Origin of the sequence: Devosia sp. XK-2 (assembly GCF_037113415.1) — a bacterium.
Classification (GTDB): domain Bacteria; phylum Pseudomonadota; class Alphaproteobacteria; order Rhizobiales; family Devosiaceae; genus Devosia.
The window spans coordinates 2,602,627-2,626,179 of sequence record NZ_CP146608.1; the positions used below are offsets into that span (position 1 = coordinate 2,602,627).

Consider the following 23,553-nt stretch of genomic DNA (forward strand, 5'->3'; position numbering starts at 1 on the left):
GACGTCATGTGTTCATCGAGGCGGTCGTTTCGCGCCACCTCAATTGCTGGGCAGGAACGGCCTGCTGAGACAGGCCGGTGCGTTGGAAGAGGCGTCGCGCCGGATCGATATCAGCACCAGCACCACGACCGTGGCAAGATAGGGCATGGCCGCCCAGAGTTCGGCAGGAATGGCCGAGAGCGGCCCGCCGCCAGCCTTGGCATAGAGTTCCATGGTCATCACCAGGCCAAAAAGATAGGCGCCCGCAAGCAAGCGGAATGGTTTCCAACTGGCAAAGACCACCAACGCAACCGCGATCCAGCCGCGTCCGGCGGTCATGCGCTCGGCCCATTGCGGGGTCAAAAGCAGCGGGAAGCAGGCCCCGGCAATGCCCGCCATGGCGCCGCCAAAGGCGACGGCGGCATAGCGCACACCGATAACGGAATAGCCGATGGAATGAGCGGATTGATCATTCTCTCCCACGGCCCGCAGGATCAGGCCGGCCCGTGTCTTTTTCAGGAACCACCAGACCACAAAGACCATGATCAGCGAGAAATAGACCAGCGCCGAATAGCCAAAGAGCACCCGGCCGACAGGATGGGTCGCCAATTCTGCGGGAAAGAGCGGTCCGAGCAAGGTCACTGGCCGGGCCGAATAGCCCTGGCCGGCCAGGGCGGAAAACCCGGTACCGAAAATGGTGAGGGCGAGCCCCGTCGCCGTCTGGTTGGCCGAGAGACTAAGCGTCAGAAACGCAAAGATCATCGATGCGGCTACGCCCGCAGCCGCAGCCAGCAAAATGGCGAGATAGTGATTGCCGGTGGTGAAGACGATGACGAAGCCGGCAATGGCGCCGACCAGCATCATGCCTTCCACACCCAGATTGAGCACGCCGGATTTTTCCACCACAAGTTCGCCCAGAGCGGCGATCAGAATGGGCGTCGACGCCCCGACCACAGTGACGATGATCGCAATGGCCAATCCGAGCGTCATGCGGGTCTCTCCGCCTGTGGAATCACCCGCTTTAGGCGGTAGCGCACCAGAATGTCACCTGCGAGCAGGAAGAACAGCATCATGGCCTGGAATACACCGGTCGCCGCATTGGGCAGGCCAATCGTGGTCTGCGCCACCTCGCCGCCGACAAAAGTGATGGCCATGACGATACCGGCGAAGATCACACCCAGTGGATTGAGACGCCCAAGGAAGGCCACGATAATGGCGGTAAAGCCGTAATTGGTGGGAAAACCGGGCACCATGCGCTGGAAGGGGCCGGCCACTTCAAGCATGCCAGCAAGGCCCGCCAGCGCACCGCTGACCAGCAGCGCGAGCCAGATGGTCTTGTTTTCCGAGAAGCCGCCATAGCGGGCCGCATGCGGGGCAGCGCCAACCACCCGCATCTGATAGCCGAAGACCGAGCGGGACATAATGAACCAGGCCACCAGCGCCACAATGATGGCGATGGGCACGCCCGCATGAACGATCGTCCCTGGAATAATATTGGGCAGGAGTGCTTCGCTGGCAAAGCGCCGCGTCTGCGGAAAGCCCATGCCCATGGGGTCCTTCCAGGGCGCCCGCACCAGATAATAGATCAGCTGCACCGAAGCATAGGTCAGCATCAGCGAGGTGAGGATTTCATTGACGTTGAGCCGGGTGCGCAACAGGGCCGGAATGGCCGCATAGGCCGCGCCGCCGACAATGCCAGCCAGCATCATCACCGGCAAGGTCCACCAGCCGCCAGCGCCATGGCTGGCCAGCGCCACCCAGGTCGCCGCCAACCCTCCCATGATATATTGGCCCTCAGCGCCGATATTCCAGACATTGGCGCGATAGGCGATGGACAGGCCCACCCCGATAATGATCAGTGGCGCTGCCTTGACCCCGAGATCCTGCCATTTGAAGGAATTGGTCAGAGGCGTCAGGAAGATTTCCCGAACCGCCCCGATGCCATTATAGCCAATGGCGGAAAAGATGATCGCGCCGATGATCATGGTCAGCGCAACGGCCGCGACCGGCGTTGCATAAAGCATGAAGCGGGAGGGCTCGCGTCGCTTTTCCAGGCGATATTGCGTCATGCCGCCTCCGCCCCATGAACGCCGCCCATAAGCAGGCCGATTTCATCGACACTGAAATCGGCAACCGGTCTGGCTTCGCTCAACTGCCCCAGATTGATCACGGCCAGCGTATCGGCCAGCGCCCGCAACTCATCGAGATCCTGGCTGATGACCACAATGGCGGACCCTGCCGCGGCCAGATCGACCAAGGCCTGGTGGATGGCGGCAGCCGCCCCGGCATCCACGCCCCAGGTCGGCTGGCTGACCACCAGAACCGTCGGCTTTTGCAGGATTTCCCGCCCCATAATGTATTTTTGCAGATTTCCGCCCGAGAGCGATCCCGCCGTCGCGGCCGGGCCCAGTGCTTTGACGGCGAAATCGGCGATCACCTTGCCCGTATAGGTCTTGGCGGCGCCCGAATTGATAAGGCCCATGACCACCATGCCGAGCCGGTCGCGCGCCGTCAGCACTGAATTGTCGCTAAGCGTGAAGTCGCCCACCGCGGCGTGGCCATTGCGCTCTTCGGGCACGGCACATAGTCCATGGCGGCGACGTTCGGTCGTGTCCATCAGCCCAATGCCCAATCCATCGATGGTGATGGCATCGCGCTCCACGCCTTTGATTTCACCCGAAAGCGCATTGAGCAACGCGTTCTGGCCATTGCCTGCGACGCCCGCAATGCCGAGGATTTCACCGGCACGTACCGTGAAGGTGACGTTGTCGACTGGAACGTCGAAATGTCCGGCCTTATGCGTTGTCAGCCGATTGACGACAAGCTTTGGCTCACCAAAAGTGCGGCCCGCCGGCTTGACGATATCCTTCAGGCCCGTACCGATCATCTTTTCGGCCATAGAGCGGCTGGTCTCCTGTTTGGGGTCGCATGTATCGACCAGCTTGCCGCCGCGCAGGATCGTCGCCGTGTCGCACAAGGCTTTGATTTCATGGAGCTTATGCGAAATATAAAGGATCGAGCATCCCTCGGCCGCCAATTGCCGCAGCACTGTAAAGAGCTGGTCCACCTCCTGCGGCGTCAGCACCGAAGTCGGCTCGTCCATGATCAAAAGCTTGGGGTTCAGCAGCAAGGCACGCACAATTTCAATGCGCTGTCGCTCGCCCACCGACAAGGTCGCCACCGTGCGATGCGGATCGAGCAGCAGACCATAGGTCCGCATGACTTCGCCGATCCGCGCTTCCAATTCGCGTGTGGGGATTTTGGCATCCATTCCCAGCGCGATATTTTCCAGTACCGTCAGAGCCTCGAACAGCGAGAAATGCTGGAACACCATGCCGATGCCCAGCCTGCGAGCGGCCTTGGGATTGGGAACGACCACCGGTTCGCCATTCCAGCGGATTTCCCCGCTATCAGGCTGCATGATCCCGTAGATCATCTTGACCAGAGTGGACTTGCCCGCCCCATTTTCGCCCAGCAGAGCATGGATTTCGCCTGGCTTGACCACGAATGACACATTGTCATTGGCCAATACGCCTGGAAACTGCTTGGTGATGCCGCTCAATTCGAGCCGGTTGGGCATATCAGAATCCACTCACCACCCCCTCTTTGCCAGGGGCGGACACCGGCCCGACAGAAACTTCCCGGGCCCTAATGTGGACCATAATTTCGGCCGCCGCCAGTGCCGCGATAACCGAAGGCCTTTTATCCCCAAGCCCTTGCGCGCCAATAGGTAAAATCAAACGGTCCAGAGACTGCCGTTCGCCACCCTGCTCCAGATACCAACTGGAGAACTTCGCTCGCTTGGTTCGCGACCCCACCATACCGATATAAGGACTGTCCGGACGCGCCAAGGCTTCATTGGCGATGAGAAAATCCAGAGCGTGGTCGTGGGTCAGGATGACATAGGTGCTGCCCGGAGGCGCCACGCGTACCACCGCCTCGGGCATGGCGACACGACGATTGGGAATGCCTGGCGGCAGGGCGTCAAGCTCGTCCTGCCTGGTATCGATCACCTCGATCCTGACCGGGAGAAGGCTGAGAATTTGGGCCAAAACACGGCCCACATGACCAGCACCGAAGATGTAAATATTTGGTTCTGCTCGCTTTTCTGCGTCCAGACGCTCAGCAATCTCTTGCCGAACACTATCGTCCGCATAGCGCAAGGTCACCATCACCCGCCCGCCGCAGCACTGCCCGATTTCCGGGCCCAAGGGCACATCCATCGCCTCTGCGGCCCGCCCTTCAGCGATCAATCGGCGGGCATGGTCGATGACCATATATTCGAGTGCGCCGCCCCCGATGGTCCCCAAAATCGAGGCCTGGCCCACGATCATGAACGTACCCTGACTGCGCGGCGAGGAACCGCGCACCGAAGTCAGTTCGCACGCAATCGCGTCGGGATTGGCAGCGAAAAAACCTTCGAGCGCGGCAGGGGTCATCATGTCAGGCGCTACCCCCCTTCATCCGCTCCACCCCCATCAAGACCCGCTCGGGTGTGACAGGGGTATCGAGTTGGGGCGCTTGGGCGTAATCGGCCACGCTGGCCACGGCCATACCCAGCGCCTCCACAACGCTGATGGCCAGCATGAAAGGCGGCTCGCCCACGGCCTTGGAGCGGCCAATGGTCGGCTCGCGATTGACCGACCATTCGGCAATTTTGACATTGAAGACCGGCGGCACATCCGAAGCGAGAGGAATTTTATAGGTGGACGGCGCATGGGTGCGAAGCTGCCCCTTGTCGTCCCAGACCAATTCCTCGGTGGTCAGCCAGCCCATGCCCTGAATGAACCCGCCCTCGATCTGGCCCAGATCGACTGCCGGGTTCAGCGACTTGCCGACATCGTGCAGGATATCGACGCGGTCGACACCATATTCGCCCGTGAGCGTATCGATGGTGACTTCGCTGACCGAGGCGCCATAGGCGAAATAATAGAAGGGATGGCCGCGCCCGGTGGCGCGATCCCAATGGATTTTGGGGGTCTTGTAAAAGCCAGCCGCCGAAAGCTGTACCCGGTTCATATAGGCCGAGGCAGCAAGCTCGGCGAAAGGCACATGCTTTCTGCCGACATCGAGACCGCCACTGACCCAGCGACAATCAGCTTCATCAGCGTCGTAGAGCTTGGCTGCATGGGTCAGCATGCGGGCCTTGATCTGTTCACAGGCATCCCAGGCCGCCATGCCATTGAGGTCTGAACCAGAGGATGCGGCAGTTGCCGAGGTGTTCGGCACCTTGCCGGTCGAGGTGGCCATAATTTTGACCGTGTCGAGATTGACCCCGAACGCCTCGGCCACGACCTGGGCCACCTTGATATAAAGCCCCTGCCCCATCTCGGTGCCGCCATGGCTCAGATGGATCGAGCCATCCTTATAGACATGCACCAGGGCGCCAGCCTGATTGTACCAGGTGGCGGTGAAGGAAATGCCGAACTTGACCGGCGTCAGCGCAATGCCCTTCTTGAGGACAGTGCTGGTCTTGTTGAAGGCAATTATGGCCTGCCGTCGCGCCTGATAGTCCGAGGACGCTTCCAGCTCGTCGACCACACGATGGATGATGTTGTCCGCCACCACCTGGTGATAGGGCGTCACATTATTCGTATCGGTGCCGTAGAAATTGGCCTTGCGGATATCAAGCGGGTCCTTGCCCAGTGCATAGGCGATATCTTCCACCCAGCGCTCGCAAGCCACCATGCCCTGCGGGCCACCAAAGCCGCGAAAGGCCGTATTGGAGACGGTATTGGTATAAAGCGGCTGGCTGACCGCGCGCACTGCCGGATACCAATAGGCATTGTCGCAGTGAAACAGCGCCCGATCTGAAACCGGCCCCGTAAGGTCGGCCGAAAAGCCGCCGCGCGCGCCATAGACGGCATCGACCGCCAGAATTTTGCCGTCCTCGTCATAGCCGACATCATAGTCGACCACGAAGTCGTGGCGCTTGCCGGTGGCGCTCATGTCGTCGTCGCGATCCGGCCTGATCTTGCAGGCGCGGTTCCATTTCTTGGCCGCCAGAGCGGCGACCACGGCAAAAAGATTGCCCTGGGTTTCCTTGCCGCCAAAACCACCGCCCATGCGCCGGACATTGACTGTTACGGCATTTTGCCGAATGCCCAGAGCGTGCGCGACGATCAACTGCACTTCGCTCGGGTGCTGCGTCGAGGAATGAACGGTGACGTCCTCATCCTCGCCGGGCACGGCCAAAGCAATCTGGCCTTCGAGATAGAAGTGATCTTGCCCGCCAATGGTGATGGCGCCCTTGACCCGCTTGGGAGACGCCGCAAGCCCCGCCTCGACCTCGCCCCGCTCCAGCTTCAGCGGCTTGGTGACTTGCTTGCCGCCAGCTGCCTGCGCCGAGCGCACATCGGTAAAGAAGGGAAGGTCCTTGTACTCAACTTTGGCCAAATGGGCGGCGCGACGCGCCTGGTCGCGCGTTTCCGCAACCACCGCAAAAATCGGCTGCCCCCAGAAATGCACTTCGCCATCCGCAAATAGCGGTTCGTCATGCACATGGGCCGAACTGATATCGAGTTCGCCCGGAACATCATCATTGGTCAAAACGCCGATCACGCCGGGTGCCTTCAGCACCTCCGCGAAATCCATTCTGACGATCTCGGCATGCGGCCGGGTGGAAAGTCCCAGATAGGCATGCATGGTGCCGACCGGTTCGACCATGTCGTCGATATATTCGGCCGTGCCGGTGACATGCTTGGGACCGCTGTCATGACGCGAGGGCTTGTGGAGCGTGGCAAGGGAAATGTCGGCCTGCTTGTTCATCACGCCACCTTCCTGCTGAGCCGTTCGCCCTGCCCCGTGGTGTCGAGGTAGAACCGCTTGAGCAGGTTCTGCGCCGTCAGCAGGCGGTATTGCGCCGAGGCGCGCATGTCGCTGATCGGCTGAAAATCTTCGGCGAACTTGCTAATCGCCGCTTCGACGGTTTCCATGGTCCAGGGCTGACCGACCAGAGCGGCTTCCACAGCCTTGGCCCGCTTGGGCGTTGCCGCCATGCCGCCAAAAGCGATGCGCGCCATGCCCACCGTGCCGGCATCGTTGACGAAGATGCGGAAAGAGCCACACAGCGCCGAAATGTCTTCCTCGCGGCGTTTGGATATCTTGTAGGTGGCGAATTTCTCGCCTGCTGGCAGCAGCGGGATCGTCACGCTCTCCACGAACTCACCCGGTTGCCGGTCCTGCTTGCCATAGGCCAGGAAATAATCCTCGAGCTTGATTTCGCGGCGGTGTTCGCCGCGCCTAAGATCGAGTTTGGCACCCAGTGCAATAAAGGGCGGCGGCGTGTCGCCGATGGGCGAGCCATTGGCGATATTGCCCCCGATCGTTCCCATATTGCGGATCTGCTCACCGGCAATACGATCCCAGAGTTCGGCCAGTTCGGGGAAGCTGGCAGCGATCACCGATTGCGCGTCGGAATATGATACGCCGGCATAGAAGCGTACCTCGCTGTCATTGTCGGCGATGCGCCTCAATTCCTGCAAGTGACCAATGAAAATGACCGGCCCGATCTTGCGCATGAACTTGGTGACCCACAGGCCCACATCGGTGGACCCGGCCACAATCCGCGCATCGGGATTGGCTTCATAAACGGCGGCGAAATCATCGAGCGAGGCTGGGATGATGATCCGCTGGTCGCCACCGCCGATTTCGACACGTCGCCCGTCCTGCATGGCCTTGAGCGTGTCCCTGACAGTAATGCGCTCAACCCAGAGCGGATCGCCCTGCGGCTTGCCGTAGCTGGACATGGACTCTGCCGCCCGAATGATCGGGGCATAGCCCGTGCAGCGACAAAGATTGCCCTGCAGCGCCTTTTCGATCACTGCGCGCGATGGATCGGGATTGCGCATCCACAGGCCATAAAGGCTCATCACGATGCCGGGCGTGCAGAAGCCGCATTGCGACCCATGATGATCGACCATGGCCTGCTGTACGGGGTGCAGATTGCCATTCTCACCGCGCAGATGTTCGACAGTGACGATGTGCGTGCCATGCAGACTGCCGACGAAGCGAATGCAGGCGGTGACTGAGTCATAGATGATTTCATCATCCACGAGCCGTCCGACAAGCACCGTGCAGGCCCCGCAATCGCCCTCGGCACACCCCTCCTTGGAGCCGCGAAGACGGCGCTCAAGGCGCAGCCAGTCAAGCAGGGTCAGGTCAGGCGCGACATCAGTGAGTGTGATCTCCTTGCCATTGAGGAGGAAGCGGATGGCATTGCTGACCTCGACCATGGCTCAGCTCCCCCGATACGTCGAATAGGCGAAAGGACTGACCAGAAGTGGCACGTGATAGTGCTTATCCTCGGAAATGGTGAAACGGATCGGGACCACGTCGAGAAACGGCGTTTCAAGCTCGACGCCGATGCGCTCGAAATACTGCCCCACATGGAAGCGGATCTCATATTCGCCAAGCTGGAATTCTTCGCTTAAAAGCGGCCGATCCACCCTTCCGTCCTCATTGGTATAGCTGTCGAGCAGGTGATGGGTGTGATCGCCATGAACATAGTGCAATTCCAGCCGCATGCCGCGCGCCGGCTTGCCATGCATGGTGTCCAGGACATGGGTGGTCAGGGCTCCGCCCATTCTTGCTGCTCCGTATTCGTTCCCAACAGGCACAATAGCACGGACACTTGCTCTTGATACTCTCAAATTGGGAGCATTATGCTGCCGATATGGCAACAATGGATCAGCCAGATGGACCCACATACGCCCCCCGAACGCCCGCGCGAACACGCCCTTTCGGCGGGTCTCCTGGCCCGTGTCTTTCACCAGCCGTCGCTCCTCTATTTCAACGCTGTCGCCACGCATCTGTCCATCCGCGAGGCCGCCCGCCGCCTCGATGTCGCTTCCTCCGCCGTCACGCGTCAGGTCGCCCAATTGGAGGACGCGCTGGGTATTGCCCTGTTTCTGCGCGAAAAGCGGCGTCTGCGCCTCTCGCCGGCCGGCGAAATCCTGTTCCGGCATTCACGCAGGCTGGTCGCCCCGATGGAGGCGGCGGTTTCCGAAATCGAACTGTTGCGCGGCGTCAGGGCCGGTTCGGTGCGGATCGCGGCAGCGGAAAGCGTTGGCCTCTCGTTCCTGCCCAGGCTTCTCACCGATTTCGGCAAGCGCTATCCCCGCCTGACACTGGATGTTTCCATCATCCCATCCGCCGAAGTGGTTGAACGCCTCGTCGACGAGCGGATCGATATCGGCTTCGGCTTCATTGCCAAACCGCCGCGGCAGGTCGATGTCGCTTTCCGCCGCGACGTCTCCATCGGCGCCGTGATGACGCCCGATCATCCGCTGGCAGAGGCAAAGGCACTCACCATGGCGCAATGCCTCGAACATCCCCTGGCCGTCGGCAAGCCGGAAATTTCGATTCGGGAAGTGATCGAGCCCTTCCTCAAAACCTCGGCCAGCATCACCCCGCCAATGGTGGAGGTGAATTCGATCCGCCTATTGGTCGAACTGGCGCTGGGCGGACACTATGCGTCGATCATGACGCCTATCGGCGCCCAGAACGAGGTCGCCTCCGGACGTCTGGTTTTTCGCCCATTGCACGATAGCGGCCTGCCCACCAATCGCTTCGGCATTCTGGTGCGTTCCGGCAGCGCGCTGCATCTCGCCCCGGCCATCTTCTTTGAGCATGCCAAGGCGTTTTTCGAGACCATCTCGCTACCAGGTGCGATTTAATCACCAGCGCGCTTGACATTCATTCACGATCAGCTATGAATTGAATTCATAGCCAATCATGAATGAATTGATATGAACGACCTTCAGGATGCGCTGTTCCGGTCACTGGCCGACCCAACCAGACGGGCCATTTTTGAACAGCTCTGCAAACAGGGCGAACAGACAGTCGGCACGCTGACCAATAATGCCGGCGTGGCCCAGCCGACCGTCTCCAAACACCTGGCCGTGCTCAAGCAGGCGGGGCTGGTGAAAGACCGGCACGCCGGAAGGCAAACGCACTACACCGCTCGCGTCGAGGCTCTCGGCCCCCTCATGGACTGGACCCGGGAAATGACCAGCTTCTGGGAGGCGCGGCTCGATGTCCTCGAAAATTTGCTCACAAGGATAGACCAATGACCTTTTCGCGCTTCATTCGCAGCTTCCATCGCTGGACCTCGATTGTCTTCACGCTGACAGTCATCGCCAATTTCGTCGCCATCGGCATGCTGGGCCAGGCCGACGTGCCACCGCTCGTCACCTATTCCCCGCTCCTGCCGCTGTTCCTGCTGCTGTTTTCGGGCCTGTTCATGTTCTTCCAGCCCTATGTCGCGCGCCGCCGCGCCGCTGTAGACCATGCCTGAGGGCCGGGCAAAGCGCCCGCCTTTAACGCCCGGCCCGGACGGCATCGTCCGGCTGGCCGGCGGCAATCCGCAAATTGCCAAGGGCTATGGTGATGAGGTGGTGCAGCGCTACATTGCCGCCATGCCCGGCTGGCAGCGCGGGGTCGGCCAGACACTCGATGCGATCATTACGCGCGAAGTGCCCGGTGTCAGCAAGGCGGTCAAATGGAACACGCCCTTCTATGGACTGGAAAAGGACGTCTATTTTGTCAGCTATCACTGCATGACCAAATACGTGAAGGTGGCCTTTCACAACGGCACCCAGCTCGACCCCAAGCCACCCGGCACCTCCAAACAGGCCGCGGTGCGCTATCTCGACATATACGAGCACGATGATATCGACGAAGAACAATTCGCCGACTGGATCAGGCAGGCCAGCGCCCTGCCGGGCGAAAAAATGTGAGGACCTGGACCCATGACATTTTCCAAGAACAGTGCAGCGGACCTGGCGACCGGCGCCACACCCACCGAATTGATCGACAGGCGCATTGCCGACCTGCCTGACTGGCGCGGCGAAAAGCTCGCCCAATTGCGCAAGCTCATCCACGAGGCGCTGCCTGACGTGGAGGAGGAATGGAAGTGGGGCAAGCCGGTCTGGTCGCACAATGGCATCCTGTGCACCGGCGAGGTCTATAAGGCCGCCGTCAAAACCACCTTCCCCAAAGGCGCGTCGCTCGACGATCCGGACCACCTGTTCAATTCGAGCATGGAGGGCAATGTGCGCCGTGCCATCGATTTCTTTGAGGGCGAGGCCATCGATGGGACCGCATTCAAGGACCTGATCAAGGCCGCCGCCGCCGCCAATGGCGAAGCCAAACTCAAAAAGCCGGCCGGCAAGGCCAGAGGATAAGGACCAAGCATATGACCGTAGCTGCCCAGACCCGTTCCGTTGTCGTTGAACGCGAAATCCCCCAGCCTGCCGCCAAGATATGGCGGGCCCTCACGCAATCGCACCTGATCTCGGAATGGCTCATGAACAACGACTTCAAGGCCGAGGTGGGACACAAGTTCAAGCTGCGCGGCGAATGGGGCGGCGTATTGGACTGCGAAGTGCTGGCCATCGAACCGGAGCGCTCGCTGTCCTATGCCTGGGACCACGACAATGACGACCCACTCTATGCCCTTAAAAGCGTGGTGACCTATACGCTGACCCCAACAGCCACCGGCACCCATTTGCGGGTCGAGCAATCCGGCTTCCGCCCCGAGCAGAAACAGGCCTATGGTGGCGCTCATGCCGGCTGGAAACAGTTCCTGGAAAAGCTCGAAACCGTCGCCGAAACAGTCGGCTGACAGATTTCAGGCCTGCCAAGCGTCGCTCCTGGCTAGCGCAAGGGCGGCGCTTCTGCTTACCATTAGGTCTCCCACCTGACGTTGTAGAGACCTTCCCATGAACCGATATCCCCGCGACATGCACGGCTACGGCCAGACCCCGCCTCACGCCAATTGGCCCGGCGGCGCCCATGTGGCGGTGCAATTCGTGCTCAATTACGAAGAGGGCGGGGAGAATAACATTCTGCATGGAGACGGCGCCTCCGAGGCCTTTCTGGTCGATGTGCTGGGCGCTGCGCCCTGGCCCAATCAGCGCCATGCCAATGTGGAAAGCATGTATGAATACGGCGCCCGCGCCGGCTTCTGGCGCCTGCATCGCCTGTTCACCGAGGCCAATCTGCCCGTCACCATCTATGGCGTCGCCACCGCGCTGATGCGCGCCCCGGCCCAGCTCGCCGCCATGCAGGAAGCCGGCTGGGAAATTGCCAGCCATGGCTATAAATGGGTGCAGCACAAGGACATGCCGCCCGACGAAGAGCGCACCCAGATCGCCGAGGCCATCCGCCTGCATACCATTGCCACCGGGTCGCGCCCGCTCGGCTGGTATACGGGCCGCTCCAGCCTCAACACGGTCGACCTGGTGGCCGAAGCGGGCGGCTTTGCCTATATCTCGGATACCTATGACGACGACCTGCCCTATTGGAAGGTGATCGCCGGCAAGCCGCAGCTCATCATTCCCTATACGCTGAGCGCCAACGACATGCGCTTCGTCACGGCCCCCGGCTTTGACAATGGCGAAGAATATTTCACCTTCCTCAAGGATAGTTTCGACTGTCTCTATGCCGAAGGTCGGGCCGGCGCGCCCAAAATGATGTCCATTGGCCTTCATTGCCGCCTGGTCGGCCAGCCGGGCCGTTATCAGGGCCTCAAGAAATTCATCGACTACATCAGGGGCTTCGATAAGGTCTGGGTGCCGACGCGGCTGGAAATGGCCCAGCACTGGGCCAAGGAGCACCCCTATATCGCGCCCGAGGTCTTGCCCAGCGAGCTCGACAAAGCCGATTTCGTGGCCCGCTACGGCTCGATTTTCGAGCATTCTCCATGGATTGCCGAGCGAGCATGGGAAGCCGAAATGGGACCGGCCAATGACACAGCCATCGGTCTGCACTTTGCCCTGCGCAGCCAGTTCCGCATGGCCACGCCCGAAGAGCGTCTTGCTGTGCTGCGCGCCCACCCGGACCTGGCCGGCAAACTGGCCGCCGCCAAGCGCCTCACCGCTGAGTCCACGGCCGAACAGGCCTCAGCCGGTCTCGACGCCCTGACGGACGGTGAACGCGAAAAGTTCACTGCGCTCAATACCGCCTATGTCGAGAAATTCGGTTTCCCCTTCATCATCGCCGTGCGCGACCACACCAAGGCGACGATCCTGGAGAATTTTGAAACCCGCATCGCCAATAGCGCGGAAGCAGAATTCTCCACCGCCTGCGCTCAGGTCGAGCGCATCGCCCTGCTAAGATTGAAGGCCGTCTTGCCCTAGCGCTCGCGGCGCGGCTCGTCGACGGTCGCGTCGTCCCGCTCAAAACCAAAGACCAGTGCCAGCACGGCCAGCCAGGGCAGGTTGTGCTGCACCCAATGGTGCGGGGGAACGCCGATACTCAACAACACTTGACGCATGATCCTCAAAGGATAGCGCCAAGTGTTGAAGATTGCGTAACCTTAACGAACAGTTTGCCCTGGAAGCAGCCGGTTCAGCTTAGGGTCTTGTCGATTGCAGCAAGCATGCCGCGCCAGGCTTCCGCAGTCTGGGCCGCGTAGGGCTCCCACTGCTCGTCCATTTCGTGCGACATCCGGACGCGCGTACCCGAGCCAGAGGCTTCGAGGTCCAGCATGACGGTAGAGTTGTCTTCTTTCTCCTCGCTCTCATCGACAAACCAGGTGAAGACGATGCGGCGTCCCGGAACGAGCTCACGCTAATAACCCCAGGCGTCGGACTGCTCCCCACCCTGCTTGCCCCCGAAGAAGAAGCGGCCGCCGACCACGGGATCGATCTCGACGTCGGTAACTTCGTAATCGTCGAACTTGGCCCCCATGTTGCGGCTCATCCATCTTCGAACAAGCCTGGGATCAAGCCAGGTATTGTAGACCTGCTGGGGCGAAAGGGTGGAAAAAGTGTAGTCGGCGACTGCAACGATATTGGTCATGAAAATCCTCAAAATGCTCTGAAGGAAGCACTGGCTCCGCCCTCAATCCGGCCGCTTACTTGTAGAAGCCCTCGCGCAGATTGATGCCATGCTCCACCCACATGCGCATGGCACACAGCATGCCGGTCCAGCCTTCGCAGTTTCCGTAGGACGCCTTCTGTCCCGCCGCATTCTCGCGCCAGCCTGTTTCATGGATCGAGACCAGCGTTCGCCCGTCTTCCAGGCCCTCAAAGCCCATGGTTACCGTGGTCTGGTAAGTGCCGGCCGGATCGTCGTCGGGCGGCGCATCCCAGGTGAGAACGATCTTCTTGTCTTTGACCACCTCGACCACATGCACGGGAAACGCTCCAGGAAAATCGTGAAAATCCCACGTCACAACGGCGCCGGTCTCCAGGCGCCCTTTGGCCCCGCCGGTGGTGAAATAGGCCGATAGCTCCTTTGGGTCTGCCACCGCCTCGAACACCTCGTGGACCGGCCTGGAAATGCGGCCGCGAACCGTGAATTCATACGCCATAGCACTACTCCTCGCCTTGACATCGCACACCATATGTTATAATTCTATAACATGTCAAATGACGACGCAGATGACCTGGTTTTCAAGGCCCTGGGACACCGGGTGCGCCGGCGGATTCTCGATTTTCTCAAAACGGAATCGCGCACCACGGGCGTGCTGTGCGACCTGTTCCCCGATCTCGACCGCTGTACGGTCATGCAGCATCTGAGGGTGCTGGAAGAGGCAGGTCTGGTGGTTGCAGAGCGCCGCGGGCGCGAGCGTTGGAACCATCTGGACGCCCTGCCCGTCCATGCCATCCAGGAACGCTGGATCGGTCCCTATGCGGCCTATGCCGCTTCCATGCTGAGCCGGCTCAAGCACAGCGTCGACGCCTAACGGCTTGCGACGCAACCCCGCCCCGCGCTACTCCCTTGAGCCAGGAGATCTTTTCTATGCTCAAGCTGATCATCGGCAACAAGAACTATTCGTCCTGGTCGCTGCGGCCATGGCTGGCGCTTCGCATGGCTGGCATCCCCTTTGAGGAGGAACTGCAGCCTTTCGTCGACCACGGTAGCCATGACAAGTTTCGCGCTTTTTCACCCACTGGCCGCGTACCATTGCTGGTGGATGGCGATATCCAGGTGTGGGATTCCCTGGCCATCGTGGAGCATATGGCAGAGGCGCATCCCCAATTGTGGCCGGACGATCGGGCGGCACGCGCCTATGCCCGCTCGGTGGCGGCCGAGATGCATTCCGGCTTTGCCGAACTGCGCAATGTCTGCACCATGAATTGCGGATTGCGCGTCCAACTGCACCGACGGTCTCCCGCCCTCGACCGCGAGCTGGCTCGGATTGCCGAAATCTGGTCAACGGGCATTGAACGTTTTGGCGGACCATTCCTGACCGGTGACCGGTTTACCGCCGCGGACGCTTTCTACGCGCCCGTGGCCTTGCGCCTGCAGACCTATGGCCTGTCGCTTGGCACCGTGCCCGATGCCTATGCGGCCCGCTTGCGGGCGCTGCCGCCGATGGTGGAATGGTACGAAGCTGGCATTGCCGAAATCTGGCGGGAACCGGATCACGAGGCCGAAGTGCTGGCGGCCGGCACCATCCTCACCGACCTGCGCCGCACCGCCTGACCGGAGACCACCATGACCAGCTATGCCTCGCCAATTGCCGGCCTGCCTCGCCAGATGGACCTGCATACCGGCCGCGCCACTTTCACGGAGGCCTATGCCTTCATCCCGCGCGGCGTGATGCGCGACATCGTCACCTCCTATCTGCCGCATTGGCGCGATACCCGGCTCTGGATCATCGCCCGGCCCCTCAGCGGTTTCGCTGAGACCTTCTCGCAATATATCGTCGAAGTGTTCCCCGGCGGCGGCAGCGAACGGCCCGAAGAGAACTCCGAGGCCGAGGGGGTCCTCTTCGTCGTGGCCGGCCAGGTGAGCCTCATCATTGAGGGCAAGAGCCATGTGCTCAAGGAGGGGGGTTATGCTTTTCTGCCGCCGGGCTGTGCCTGGAGCCTGGTCAACACATCCACCGAGCCGGCCCGCTTCCATTGGGTACGTAAGCGCTATGAGCGGGTCGACGGCGTTGAGGTGCCGCAGCCCTTTGTCGCCAATGAGCAGGACGAGCCCATTATCTGGATGCCGGACACCAAAAACACCTGGGGCACGACCCGCTTCGTGGACCCTACGGATGTGCGGCACGACATGCATGTCAATATCGTCACGCTCGAACCCGGCGCCGTCATTCCCTTCGAGGAAACCCATGTCATGGAGCACGGGCTCTATGTGCTTGAAGGCAAGGCGGCCTATCGGCTCAACCGGGATTGGGTCGAGGTCGAAGCGGGGGACTTCATGTGGCTGCGCGCCTTCTGCCCTCAGGCGTGCTATGCGGGGCCAGAGCGCTTCCGCTACCTGCTCTACAAGGACGTCAACCGCCACGCCAAATTGCCGTTCTGAGCATGGACCAGAGCCGCGCCATTCATATCGAGCCGCTCACCGCCGAGGCTTTCACCCCTTTCGGCCAGGTGATCGAGCGCGCCCATGCGCACCATTATCCGATCAATGCCGGCATGACCGAGCGCTACCACGATCTGGCAAAGATAGAACTGGCCGGCCCCCTTGCCCGTCCGCTGATCTCGATTTTTGATGGCCTGCCCTATGCCCTGCCCCTGACACTCAAAATGGTTGAACGCCATCCGCTGGGCAGCCAGGCCTTTTACCCGCTCTCGGACGCACCCTGGCTCGTGATTGTGGCCGAAGACAATGGTGGTGAACCAGCAAAACCAAGAGCCTTTCGGCCCGAACCTGGCCAGGGCGTCAATCTGGCGCGCAATACCTGGCACGGTGTGCTGACCCCGCTTGAACGCAATAGCGCCTATCTCGTCGTCGACCGGGGCGGCGAGGGCAATAATCTTGAAGAGCACCATTTCGCGACGCCCTGGATTGTCGCCGCCGGGTGACGCGGTAACCCTGAACCGCCTCTTGTCTCGCAAGCACGGTCGGCATGCTGTAACTTGCCGCTAAGGGACGGAGGCGGAAATGCACATTTTTAGGCTCACCCGGGCGCTCGTTGCGCTGTTGCTACTCATGTCGGCGCCCGCTTTGGCCACAACGACCATCAGCGGCACCGCGACCTATCGCGAACGCATGGCGCTGCCGGACAATGCCTGGCTCAGGGTCACCCTGATCGACATGGCAACGATGGCACCCGTTGTCGGCGCCTCCGCCAGCATACCCGCCCGGGGTCAGGTACCCCTTGGCTTCGCGCTCAACGTGCATTCGCAGATCGACCATTCCGGTGGCACCTATGGCCTTGCTGCAGAAATCAGCAGCGGCGGCGTGGTCCTGTTTCGGACCGAGCATCCGGCGCCGGTAAAAATCGGCCAGCCGGCTCCGGTAGACGTCCTCTTGTTCCGCGCACCGCCGCCGCCGCCCCCGCCTGCCACCCCGGCCGCACCGGCGGAACTATTCAGCGCGGTCTGGACGGTCACCAGCATTGGCGGGCAGCCGGCCATCGGCCAGCGCCGCCCGACCTTGTCCATTGCCGCCGACCATCGCGCCGGGGGCTTTGGCGGCTGCAACAACTATTTCACCGAAGCCAGCGTGGACGGCGAGGCCCTCAGCTTCGGCCCGGCCGCCGCGACACGCATGGCCTGCGCGGTCGATATCATGGATCAGGAAACCGCCTATTTTGCTGCACTGACGGCCGTGGCATCCTTTGAGCTCGACAAGCACGGCCTGCGGCTGCTCGATGCCGCCGGCATTCCCCTCATCGGCCTGGTGCGTGCGACGGAGTAGACGAGGTTGGAAACTGCCGAACTGATCTCGCGCCTTCTCGATGTCATCGAAAAGGACATTGCCCCGGCGACCGCCAAGGGCGTGGCGCGCGGCAACAAGCTTTTTGGTGCCGCCATATTGCGCAAATCCGATCTCTCGGTGGTGGTGGCCGAAACCAATAATGAGGTCGAGAACCCCCTGTGGCATGGCGAAATGCACGCCATCAAGCGTTTCTTCGAGCTACCCGAAGACCGGCGGCCGGCCACCAGGGACTGCCTGTTTCTGGCCACCCACGAACCCTGTTCGCTCTGCCTTTCGGGGATCACCTGGTCGGGCTTTGACAATTTCTATTATCTGTTCAGCCACCAGGACAGTCGCGACAGCTTCGCCATTCCCTACGATATCCAGATCCTGAAGGCCGTCTATGCCGTGCCCGATCCGGGAACCAGCGCAGTGCCGCCCGGCCGCGACCTCTATAATCGTCGTAATGAATTCTGGACCAGTCATGGCCTGCAGGACATGATCGCAGGCTTGGATCGGTCCGGCCGCGAAGCCCTTTTGGCGCGCATTGACGACCTCAACGCGCTATATGCGGACCTCTCCGGCAAATATCAGAAGAGCAAAGGCAAGAAGGGCATTCCCCTCGCCTAGCGCTGGACCAGCGCCGATGCCGGAAGATATTCGCTGCGCGGCGCCTCTGCAAAGGAGGCGGCAAAGGTGAGAAAGCTGATCGACAAGGCGAACAGCGCGGTAAGCAACAGCTGTGACATGATGTGAAGGACCCTCATTTTATCTGCGGCAGTCCGGATCGCCCGCACCGCCTTTGTCCTTTCTAAACACGCCGCTTTGAACGCTGGACCAATGCACCATTAATGTGACGTTCATAAATCCCGTCCGGCGCATACCAGCCATGAGACGCGAACTTTTTGCCCCCCGCCGCGTTGCAACCCGTGTCCATCAATGCAACCAAAGGGTGTGGCCATGTCCGAACCGATTGCACAGTCCGGCGGCGCAGCACCGCTGCTCGCCATTTTCACCGATTTCGACGGAACCCTCGTTGAAATCGCCGAAACGCCTGATGCCGTCGAAGTTTCGCCCACGCTGACCGAACAGCTCGATCGGACGGCGCGGGATCTGGGCCACGCCTTTGCCGTGATCACCGGTCGCGAGATCGCCGATATCGATCGTTTCCTCTCGCCCCTTCACCTCCCGGTGGCTGGCGCCCATGGCGCCCAGCGCCGGCGGGCGGACGGCACATTGCTGGAAATTGACGCCCATATCAGCAGCGCCGCCGACACCATCGCGGAAAGGCTGGCGCCACTGCTGGTTGCAAATCCCGGCCTGATAGTTGAGCCCAAGGACGGCGCGGTTGCGTTGCACTTCCGGCAGGTCCCGCATCTGGAAGAAGAATGTCTTCTGGCCATGCAGGAGGCCATTGCCGATCACCCCGATTTCACCCTGGTACCGGGCAAGATGGTCATCGAGGCCCGCCCCGCCGCTTATGACAAGGGTAGTGCCCTGCGCGCCTTCATGCAGGAAGAGCCCTTTGCCGGGCGCATCCCGATTTTCATCGGCGACGACAAGACGGACGAAGACGCATTCCGCGTAGCCCAGGAACTGGGCGGCATCGGCATCAAGCTCGGGCCGGGCGCGACGGTCGCCCGCATGCGGATTGCCGACGTCGCCTCGGTCCACGCATTGCTGCAGGGCCTGGCCGAAATGGCCACGCAACCCTCCGCCAGGAATGAAGCCGGCCAGGACAGACCAATCGTAGCGGACACGACCGCCCACTAGGTTGCGTTCCGCCGGTCCGGATGGACCGGCTCCATCATCAATCAGTCAAAGAGGCACCAGTCACATGAGCCGCATCGTCATTGTATCGAACCGCACGCCCGGCAAGGGACCCGCCGCCGGCGGCCTCGCCGTCGCGCTGCGCAAGGTACTGAGCGAACGGGAGGGCTTCTGGTTCGGCTGGTCGGGCAAGCTGACGGATCGACCCAGCACCGAAGCCCGTTTCGAGACTATCGATGGCCTGGAGATTGCCCAGATCGATCTTACCCGTGACGATCATCACGCCTATTATGCCGGCTTCTCCAATTCCATCCTCTGGCCCAGCTTTCACCTTCGCCTCGACCTGGCGACCATAGAAAGTCACTGGTACGAGGGCTATCGCCGGGTGAACCAGCAATTCGCGCGCGCCCTGCTGCCATTGCTCAAGCCCGACGATGTCGTCTGGGTCCACGATTATCATCTGATCCCGCTGGCCTCCGAATTGCGCCAGCTTGGCGCGCGCAACCGTATCGGCTTCTACCTTCATATCCCCTTCCCCACGACCGACGCGCTCTATGCCATTCCGCACCATGAAGAACTGATGCGCGATCTTTCGCGCTACGATCTGGTCGGCATGCAGGCCAAGCGCGACGTGGCGGCCTTTACCGAATTTGCCGAGCATCAGGCACCATCCACCTTTGGCGGCCACAAGGTGCAGGCCATCGACTTCAGCCGCACCGAGGTCGAAGCCTTCCCCATCGGGTCCGACCCCGGCGCCTTCGCAAAGCTCGCCGTCAGCCCGGCAGCCACCAAAATGGTGCATCGCATGCGGCGGGTTCTGGGCGAGCAGCGGCTCATATTGGGCGTTGACCGGCTGGACTATTCCAAAGGCCTGCCGCAGCGCGTCGAAGCCTATGAAAAGCTACTGGCCCACAATTCCAGGCTGCGCCGTTCGGTACATATGCTGCAGGTTGCACCGCCCTCGCGCGACAGCATCAGGGAATATCAGGAAACCAGCGACACGCTCGATGCCATTTGCGGCCGCGTCATGGGGCATTTTGCCGAGCCGGACTGGCAGCCATTGACCTATGTGAAGCGTGCCTATGGCCAGCCGAGCCTTGCCGGCCTCTACCGCATGGCGCGGGTTGGTCTGGTCACCCCGCTGCGCGACGGCATGAACCTGGTCGCGCACGAATTCATTGGCGCCCAGGATCCGGACGATCCCGGTGTACTGGTGCTGTCGCGCTTCGCCGGGGCGGCCGAGATCTTCCCCGAGGCGCTGCTGGTCAACCCGTTTGACACCGACGAGACCGCCGAGGCTCTGCGCATGGCGCTCGATATGCCGCTCGACGAGCGCAAGGAACGCTGGACGGCGCTGATGGCATCTGCGCAAAAGCACAATGTCGATGATTGGGCGGTTGGCTTCCTCGACCACCTGACCCAGAACGCCTCAGCCAAGCCAAGTGCGACGCGGGACGTGCTCTACCTGGCATCTTCGACCCAACCGGCTAGTCTCCCGGAAGCCATGGCGTCCCAGACGCCGCCAGCAGCGTAACCAGCATCCGGTTGGCCGGCGTGGCAATGCCGTGTTTTTCGCCCAGGCGGACGATGACACCATTGCGCGCATCGATCTCCATGGGATTGCCGGCCAGTCGGTCAGCATGAATGGAGCCGGCGATTGCCCCTTCCTTCATGGTCCGCATGTTTTCGATGGTTGTTTCAACCACCGATTGCGGCACCTGCGCCCCTTCGGCGCGACCGACCACAGCGCATTCTTCGGCGAGGGCGCGGACGACCGCTTCCATGTCACTCGACCATACCGGGCCCGTCGCCCGCAGCGTCAGCGCCGGGACAATGGCTGCACAATTGCCACACAGCTTGACCCAGAGCTGGGACAGGAAGTCCTCATGCGCTGCCGCCTCGATTTCTGTCTGGGCAAACAAGGCGGCGAAATCCTCGCCATTCTGCCCCGCCGGCACCGCGATAATGCCGTGACGGCTTTGCACAATGCGGCCAGGTGCGCTGCGCGAGGCGGGCAGATTGATCATCACCGGCACCAAACGTTCCGCCGGCACCAGATGCTCGAACAGGCGCGCGTGCTCAACGCCGTTCTGGACGATGGCGACGCGGGTATCCGGACCGCACAGAGCCTCGAGCCAGGGGCCAGTTGCGTCGGCGCTATAGGTCTTGGTCGCAATCACGACCCAATCGACGGGACGCGCCTGCGACGGATCGGTGAACACCTCCGGCGTAGCACGGATCGTACCCTGCGGCGTTTCAACCATGAGATCGGAAAGTGGAGAGCGGGCGCAGACCGAGACCGACAGATCGGGATCCTGAGCCAACCATGCCGCAAGAGTGCCGCCAATGGCCCCCGGTCCAACAATGGCGATATGTGTCATGGCAATCCTCCCCTCAAAAAACAGTGGGCGACCCGAAGGCCGCCCACTGTTTGTAACCGATTTGTCGGTTTTATGCGTTGGCCGATGCGCGCCGCGCCCGCCCGGCATCGCGCTGGCTCTTGTTCCAGCGCGGCTTGCCGCTCTTGGCGCCTGCCGGTTTGCCATCGGCCGGACGTACTGCCTGCGGCTTGCCATCGGCCGATTTGGTGCGCTCGCCACCGGGCCGCGGCGTATTGAACTTGCGCTGGCTCTTGGCCTTGGGATTGCGGGCGCTGCGCGCGCCGCCTGGCGCACCGGCAGTATTGCGCGGCTGGCGCTGCACTGGCGCTTCTTCGACCAGGTTCACATCGCCCGAAACCGGCAAAGTCCGGCGAATCAACCGCTCCACGTCGCGCAGCTTGGATTTCTCAGTGCCGTCACACAAGGTGATGGCAATACCCGAGGCGCCATTGCGGCCGGTGCGGCCGATGCGGTGCACATAGTTTTCAGCGTCGTCCGGCAGGTCATAATTGACCACATGGGTAATGCCCTGCACGTCGATGCCACGCGCGGCGATATCGGTCGCAACCAGAATACGCACATTGCCACTGGCAAAGCCCTTGAGCGCCGCTTGCCGGGCATTCTGGCTCTTATTGCCATGAATGGCCGCCGCTTCATGACCGTCAATAGCCAGGTTCTTGGCCACGCGGTCGGCCCCATGCTTGGTGCGGGCAAAGACGATGACGCGCTCCATGCCTTCCTTCTCGTCGCCCAGCAGATCGTTGAGCACGCCACGCTTGGCTTTGGAGCCCGACATGATCACGCGCTGGTCAATCTTGACCACAGTGGAACCCTGCGGCGCCGCTTCGACCTTGATGGGCTCCTTGAGCAGCGATTTGGCCAGATCTTCGACCTCTGCCGCCATGGTGGCGGAGAACAGCATGGTCTGACGCCTGAGGCCGATGGCCTTGGCGATGGCGCGCACCGGGGCAATAAAGCCCATATCGAGCATGCGGTCGGCCTCGTCCAGCACCAGCCAGCGCGTTTCATTGAGACGGATCTTGTTGTCGTCCAGAAGGTCTTTGAGACGGCCCGGCGTAGCGACGACGACGTCGACGCCTTTGGCGATCTTCTGCACCTGGTGGTAGCGCGACACACCGCCCAGAACGAGCACGGTGTCGAGCTTCATCTTGGAGCCGGCAAATTTGCGGATATTCTCGTCGATCTGCACGGCCAGTTCGCGCGTCGGCGCCAGGATCAGCGCGCGCGTGGTCGTCGGGCGCGGACGACCAGTAAGGCCCAGAATGCCGGCCAGGATGGGCAGGCCAAAGGCGGCTGTTTTGCCCGAACCGGTCTGGGCAATACCCAGCATGTCCCGCCCTTCGAGCAGTTTGGGAATGGCCTGGGCCTGAATTTTGGTGGGCTCGGTGAAACCGCCGGCCGCCAGGCTGTCGGTGATCTGGGCGGGCAGGCCGAGCGAGGTGAAATCGTTCAAACTCTTGTCTTTCATCATGCGCGAAATCGCGCGGAAACGCCGCGCAGCATGCGGGCGCTGGTCAATTCAAATGCAATCGGGCGATAGGGAATATCGCGCGGGTGCTGGCTCAAACCCGGACCGCGCTATTGGGGTATCCGGGCTGACTTCGCCGCTCACCGCGTGAGTAAGAAGAGAAGTCCATCAGCAGCTATTCTGCCGCGACGTGACGCACATATGGGGGAGAAGCGTGAAAATAGCAAGCCAAGGGCACGCATGGGAGGGGTGCGGGTGGATGGACCTCTGTCACCCCACCCTCATTCCTTCTCCTCTCAAATCTCTCCACCGGAGAGATTTGCCCTT

General features: G+C 61.4%; 27 protein-coding genes and 1 pseudogene. 15 read left to right on the forward strand and 13 right to left on the reverse strand.

Translation table 11 applies throughout. The features are described from left to right. Positions 1–39: 39 nt before the first annotated feature. From V8Z65_RS12745 to uraH, 7 genes are read right to left on the reverse strand one after another with little or no spacing between them, the layout of a single operon-like run. A complete protein-coding gene (locus V8Z65_RS12745) occupies positions 40–969 on the reverse strand; it encodes an ABC transporter permease (protein ID WP_338720524.1) in 930 nt (309 codons plus the stop codon). Then, a complete protein-coding gene (locus tag V8Z65_RS12750) occupies positions 966–2,048 on the reverse strand; it encodes an ABC transporter permease (protein ID WP_338720525.1) in 1,083 nt (360 codons plus the stop codon). Before V8Z65_RS12750 ends, V8Z65_RS12745 begins: the two co-directional genes overlap by 4 nt. After that, positions 2,045–3,559, reverse strand: coding sequence for an ABC transporter ATP-binding protein (locus tag V8Z65_RS12755; protein WP_338724021.1), 1,515 nt, complete (start codon positions 3,557–3,559; stop codon positions 2,045–2,047). Before V8Z65_RS12755 ends, V8Z65_RS12750 begins: the two co-directional genes overlap by 4 nt. Position 3,560: 1 nt before the next feature. Then, positions 3,561–4,418 (reverse strand): xanthine dehydrogenase accessory protein XdhC, encoded by an 858-nt coding sequence (xdhC, locus tag V8Z65_RS12760; RefSeq protein WP_338720526.1) that lies wholly within the window; start codon positions 4,416–4,418, stop codon positions 3,561–3,563. Positions 4,419–4,422: 4 nt separating this feature from the next. After that, the gene (gene xdhB / locus V8Z65_RS12765) at positions 4,423–6,747 is read right to left on the reverse strand and encodes a xanthine dehydrogenase molybdopterin binding subunit (RefSeq protein ID WP_338720527.1); all 2,325 of its coding nucleotides are present in this window, start codon (positions 6,745–6,747) and stop codon (positions 4,423–4,425) included. After that, positions 6,747–8,213 carry a xanthine dehydrogenase small subunit gene (xdhA, locus tag V8Z65_RS12770; RefSeq protein WP_338720528.1) on the reverse strand — a complete coding sequence of 489 codons (1,467 nt, stop codon included), beginning with the start codon at positions 8,211–8,213 and terminating at the stop codon, positions 6,747–6,749. The genes xdhB and xdhA overlap by 1 nt, the downstream gene beginning before the upstream one ends. A gap of 3 nt (positions 8,214–8,216) precedes the next feature. Next, a complete protein-coding gene (gene uraH, locus V8Z65_RS12775; RefSeq protein WP_338720529.1) occupies positions 8,217–8,564 on the reverse strand; it encodes a hydroxyisourate hydrolase in 348 nt (115 codons plus the stop codon). A 111-nt stretch (positions 8,565–8,675) separates the two neighbouring features. On the opposite strand from uraH, the gene V8Z65_RS12780 reads away from it, so the two are divergent. From V8Z65_RS12780 to puuE, 7 genes are all read left to right on the forward strand, one after another. Then, positions 8,676–9,656 carry a LysR family transcriptional regulator gene (locus tag V8Z65_RS12780; RefSeq protein WP_338720530.1) on the forward strand — a complete coding sequence of 327 codons (981 nt, stop codon included), beginning with the start codon at positions 8,676–8,678 and terminating at the stop codon, positions 9,654–9,656. A 72-nt stretch (positions 9,657–9,728) separates the two neighbouring features. Continuing rightward, positions 9,729–10,052 carry a metalloregulator ArsR/SmtB family transcription factor gene (locus V8Z65_RS12785; RefSeq protein ID WP_338720531.1) on the forward strand — a complete coding sequence of 108 codons (324 nt, stop codon included), beginning with the start codon at positions 9,729–9,731 and terminating at the stop codon, positions 10,050–10,052. Beyond that, positions 10,049–10,276: a hypothetical protein gene (locus tag V8Z65_RS12790; protein WP_338720532.1), complete on the forward strand. Its 228-nt coding sequence runs from the start codon at positions 10,049–10,051 to the stop codon at positions 10,274–10,276. Before V8Z65_RS12785 ends, V8Z65_RS12790 begins: the two co-directional genes overlap by 4 nt. Then, complete coding sequence (locus V8Z65_RS12795) at positions 10,269–10,718, forward strand: DUF1801 domain-containing protein (protein ID WP_338720533.1); 450 nt, start codon at positions 10,269–10,271, stop codon at positions 10,716–10,718. The genes V8Z65_RS12790 and V8Z65_RS12795 overlap by 8 nt, the downstream gene beginning before the upstream one ends. A 12-nt stretch (positions 10,719–10,730) precedes the next feature. After that, positions 10,731–11,165 (forward strand): DUF1801 domain-containing protein, encoded by a 435-nt coding sequence (locus tag V8Z65_RS12800; protein ID WP_338720534.1) that lies wholly within the window; start codon positions 10,731–10,733, stop codon positions 11,163–11,165. Between the two features lie 11 nt (positions 11,166–11,176). Then, positions 11,177–11,605: an SRPBCC domain-containing protein gene (locus V8Z65_RS12805; RefSeq protein WP_338720535.1), complete on the forward strand. Its 429-nt coding sequence runs from the start codon at positions 11,177–11,179 to the stop codon at positions 11,603–11,605. Between the two features lie 97 nt (positions 11,606–11,702). Continuing rightward, positions 11,703–13,121 (forward strand): allantoinase PuuE, encoded by a 1,419-nt coding sequence (gene puuE / locus V8Z65_RS12810; RefSeq protein ID WP_338720536.1) that lies wholly within the window; start codon positions 11,703–11,705, stop codon positions 13,119–13,121. Here the strand turns inward: puuE and V8Z65_RS12815 are convergent. The 3 genes and pseudogenes from V8Z65_RS12815 to V8Z65_RS12825 form a co-directional block, all read right to left on the reverse strand. Then, entirely contained in the window at positions 13,118–13,258 is a 141-nt protein-coding gene (locus V8Z65_RS12815) for a hypothetical protein (protein ID WP_338720537.1), read from the reverse strand. The two genes, puuE and V8Z65_RS12815, sit on opposite strands and share 4 nt — an antisense overlap. Before the next feature lie 74 nt (positions 13,259–13,332). Further along, positions 13,333–13,785: pseudogene (locus V8Z65_RS12820) on the reverse strand (SRPBCC family protein). 55 nt (positions 13,786–13,840) lie between these two features. Next, positions 13,841–14,299: an SRPBCC domain-containing protein gene (locus V8Z65_RS12825; protein WP_338720538.1), complete on the reverse strand. Its 459-nt coding sequence runs from the start codon at positions 14,297–14,299 to the stop codon at positions 13,841–13,843. 51 nt (positions 14,300–14,350) lie between these two features. Here V8Z65_RS12825 and V8Z65_RS12830 point away from each other — a divergent pair, with 51 nt between their 5' ends. The 6 genes from V8Z65_RS12830 to V8Z65_RS12855 all read left to right on the forward strand — a co-directional run bounded on the left by V8Z65_RS12830 (position 14,351) and on the right by V8Z65_RS12855 (position 18,216). After that, on the forward strand, positions 14,351–14,674 hold the full coding sequence (locus tag V8Z65_RS12830; RefSeq protein ID WP_338720539.1) for a helix-turn-helix domain-containing protein: 324 nt from the start codon (positions 14,351–14,353) through the stop codon (positions 14,672–14,674). 56 nt (positions 14,675–14,730) lie between these two features. Then, positions 14,731–15,417: a glutathione S-transferase family protein gene (locus V8Z65_RS12835; RefSeq protein WP_338720540.1), complete on the forward strand. Its 687-nt coding sequence runs from the start codon at positions 14,731–14,733 to the stop codon at positions 15,415–15,417. A 12-nt stretch (positions 15,418–15,429) separates the two neighbouring features. After that, positions 15,430–16,245, forward strand: a complete 816-nt coding sequence (locus tag V8Z65_RS12840; protein WP_338720541.1) for a bifunctional allantoicase/(S)-ureidoglycine aminohydrolase — start codon at positions 15,430–15,432, stop codon at positions 16,243–16,245. A 2-nt stretch (positions 16,246–16,247) separates the two neighbouring features. Next, positions 16,248–16,748 carry an ureidoglycolate lyase gene (locus V8Z65_RS12845; RefSeq protein WP_338720542.1) on the forward strand — a complete coding sequence of 167 codons (501 nt, stop codon included), beginning with the start codon at positions 16,248–16,250 and terminating at the stop codon, positions 16,746–16,748. A gap of 79 nt (positions 16,749–16,827) precedes the next feature. After that, complete coding sequence (locus V8Z65_RS12850) at positions 16,828–17,586, forward strand: META domain-containing protein (RefSeq protein WP_338720543.1); 759 nt, start codon at positions 16,828–16,830, stop codon at positions 17,584–17,586. A gap of 6 nt (positions 17,587–17,592) precedes the next feature. After that, positions 17,593–18,216, forward strand: a complete 624-nt coding sequence (locus tag V8Z65_RS12855; protein ID WP_338720544.1) for a nucleoside deaminase — start codon at positions 17,593–17,595, stop codon at positions 18,214–18,216. Here V8Z65_RS12855 and V8Z65_RS12860 read toward each other — a convergent pair. Beyond that, positions 18,213–18,335: a hypothetical protein gene (locus tag V8Z65_RS12860; protein ID WP_338720545.1), complete on the reverse strand. Its 123-nt coding sequence runs from the start codon at positions 18,333–18,335 to the stop codon at positions 18,213–18,215. The genes V8Z65_RS12855 and V8Z65_RS12860 overlap by 4 nt on opposite strands. Positions 18,336–18,546: 211 nt before the next feature. Here V8Z65_RS12860 and otsB point away from each other — a divergent pair, with 211 nt between their 5' ends. Together otsB and V8Z65_RS12870 are read left to right on the forward strand one after the other, a co-directional pair. After that, positions 18,547–19,359 (forward strand): trehalose-phosphatase, encoded by an 813-nt coding sequence (gene otsB, locus V8Z65_RS12865; protein WP_338720546.1) that lies wholly within the window; start codon positions 18,547–18,549, stop codon positions 19,357–19,359. A 64-nt stretch (positions 19,360–19,423) separates the two neighbouring features. Continuing rightward, positions 19,424–20,890: a trehalose-6-phosphate synthase gene (locus tag V8Z65_RS12870; RefSeq protein ID WP_338720547.1), complete on the forward strand. Its 1,467-nt coding sequence runs from the start codon at positions 19,424–19,426 to the stop codon at positions 20,888–20,890. On the opposite strand, the gene V8Z65_RS12875 is transcribed toward V8Z65_RS12870, so the two are convergent. Together V8Z65_RS12875 and V8Z65_RS12880 are read right to left on the reverse strand one after the other, a co-directional pair. Beyond that, positions 20,844–21,737, reverse strand: a complete 894-nt coding sequence (locus V8Z65_RS12875; RefSeq protein ID WP_338720548.1) for a 2-dehydropantoate 2-reductase — start codon at positions 21,735–21,737, stop codon at positions 20,844–20,846. The genes V8Z65_RS12870 and V8Z65_RS12875 overlap by 47 nt on opposite strands. A gap of 70 nt (positions 21,738–21,807) precedes the next feature. Beyond that, positions 21,808–23,211, reverse strand: a complete 1,404-nt coding sequence (locus V8Z65_RS12880) for a DEAD/DEAH box helicase (protein WP_338720549.1) — start codon at positions 23,209–23,211, stop codon at positions 21,808–21,810. Between the last annotated feature and the right edge of the window lie 342 nt (positions 23,212–23,553).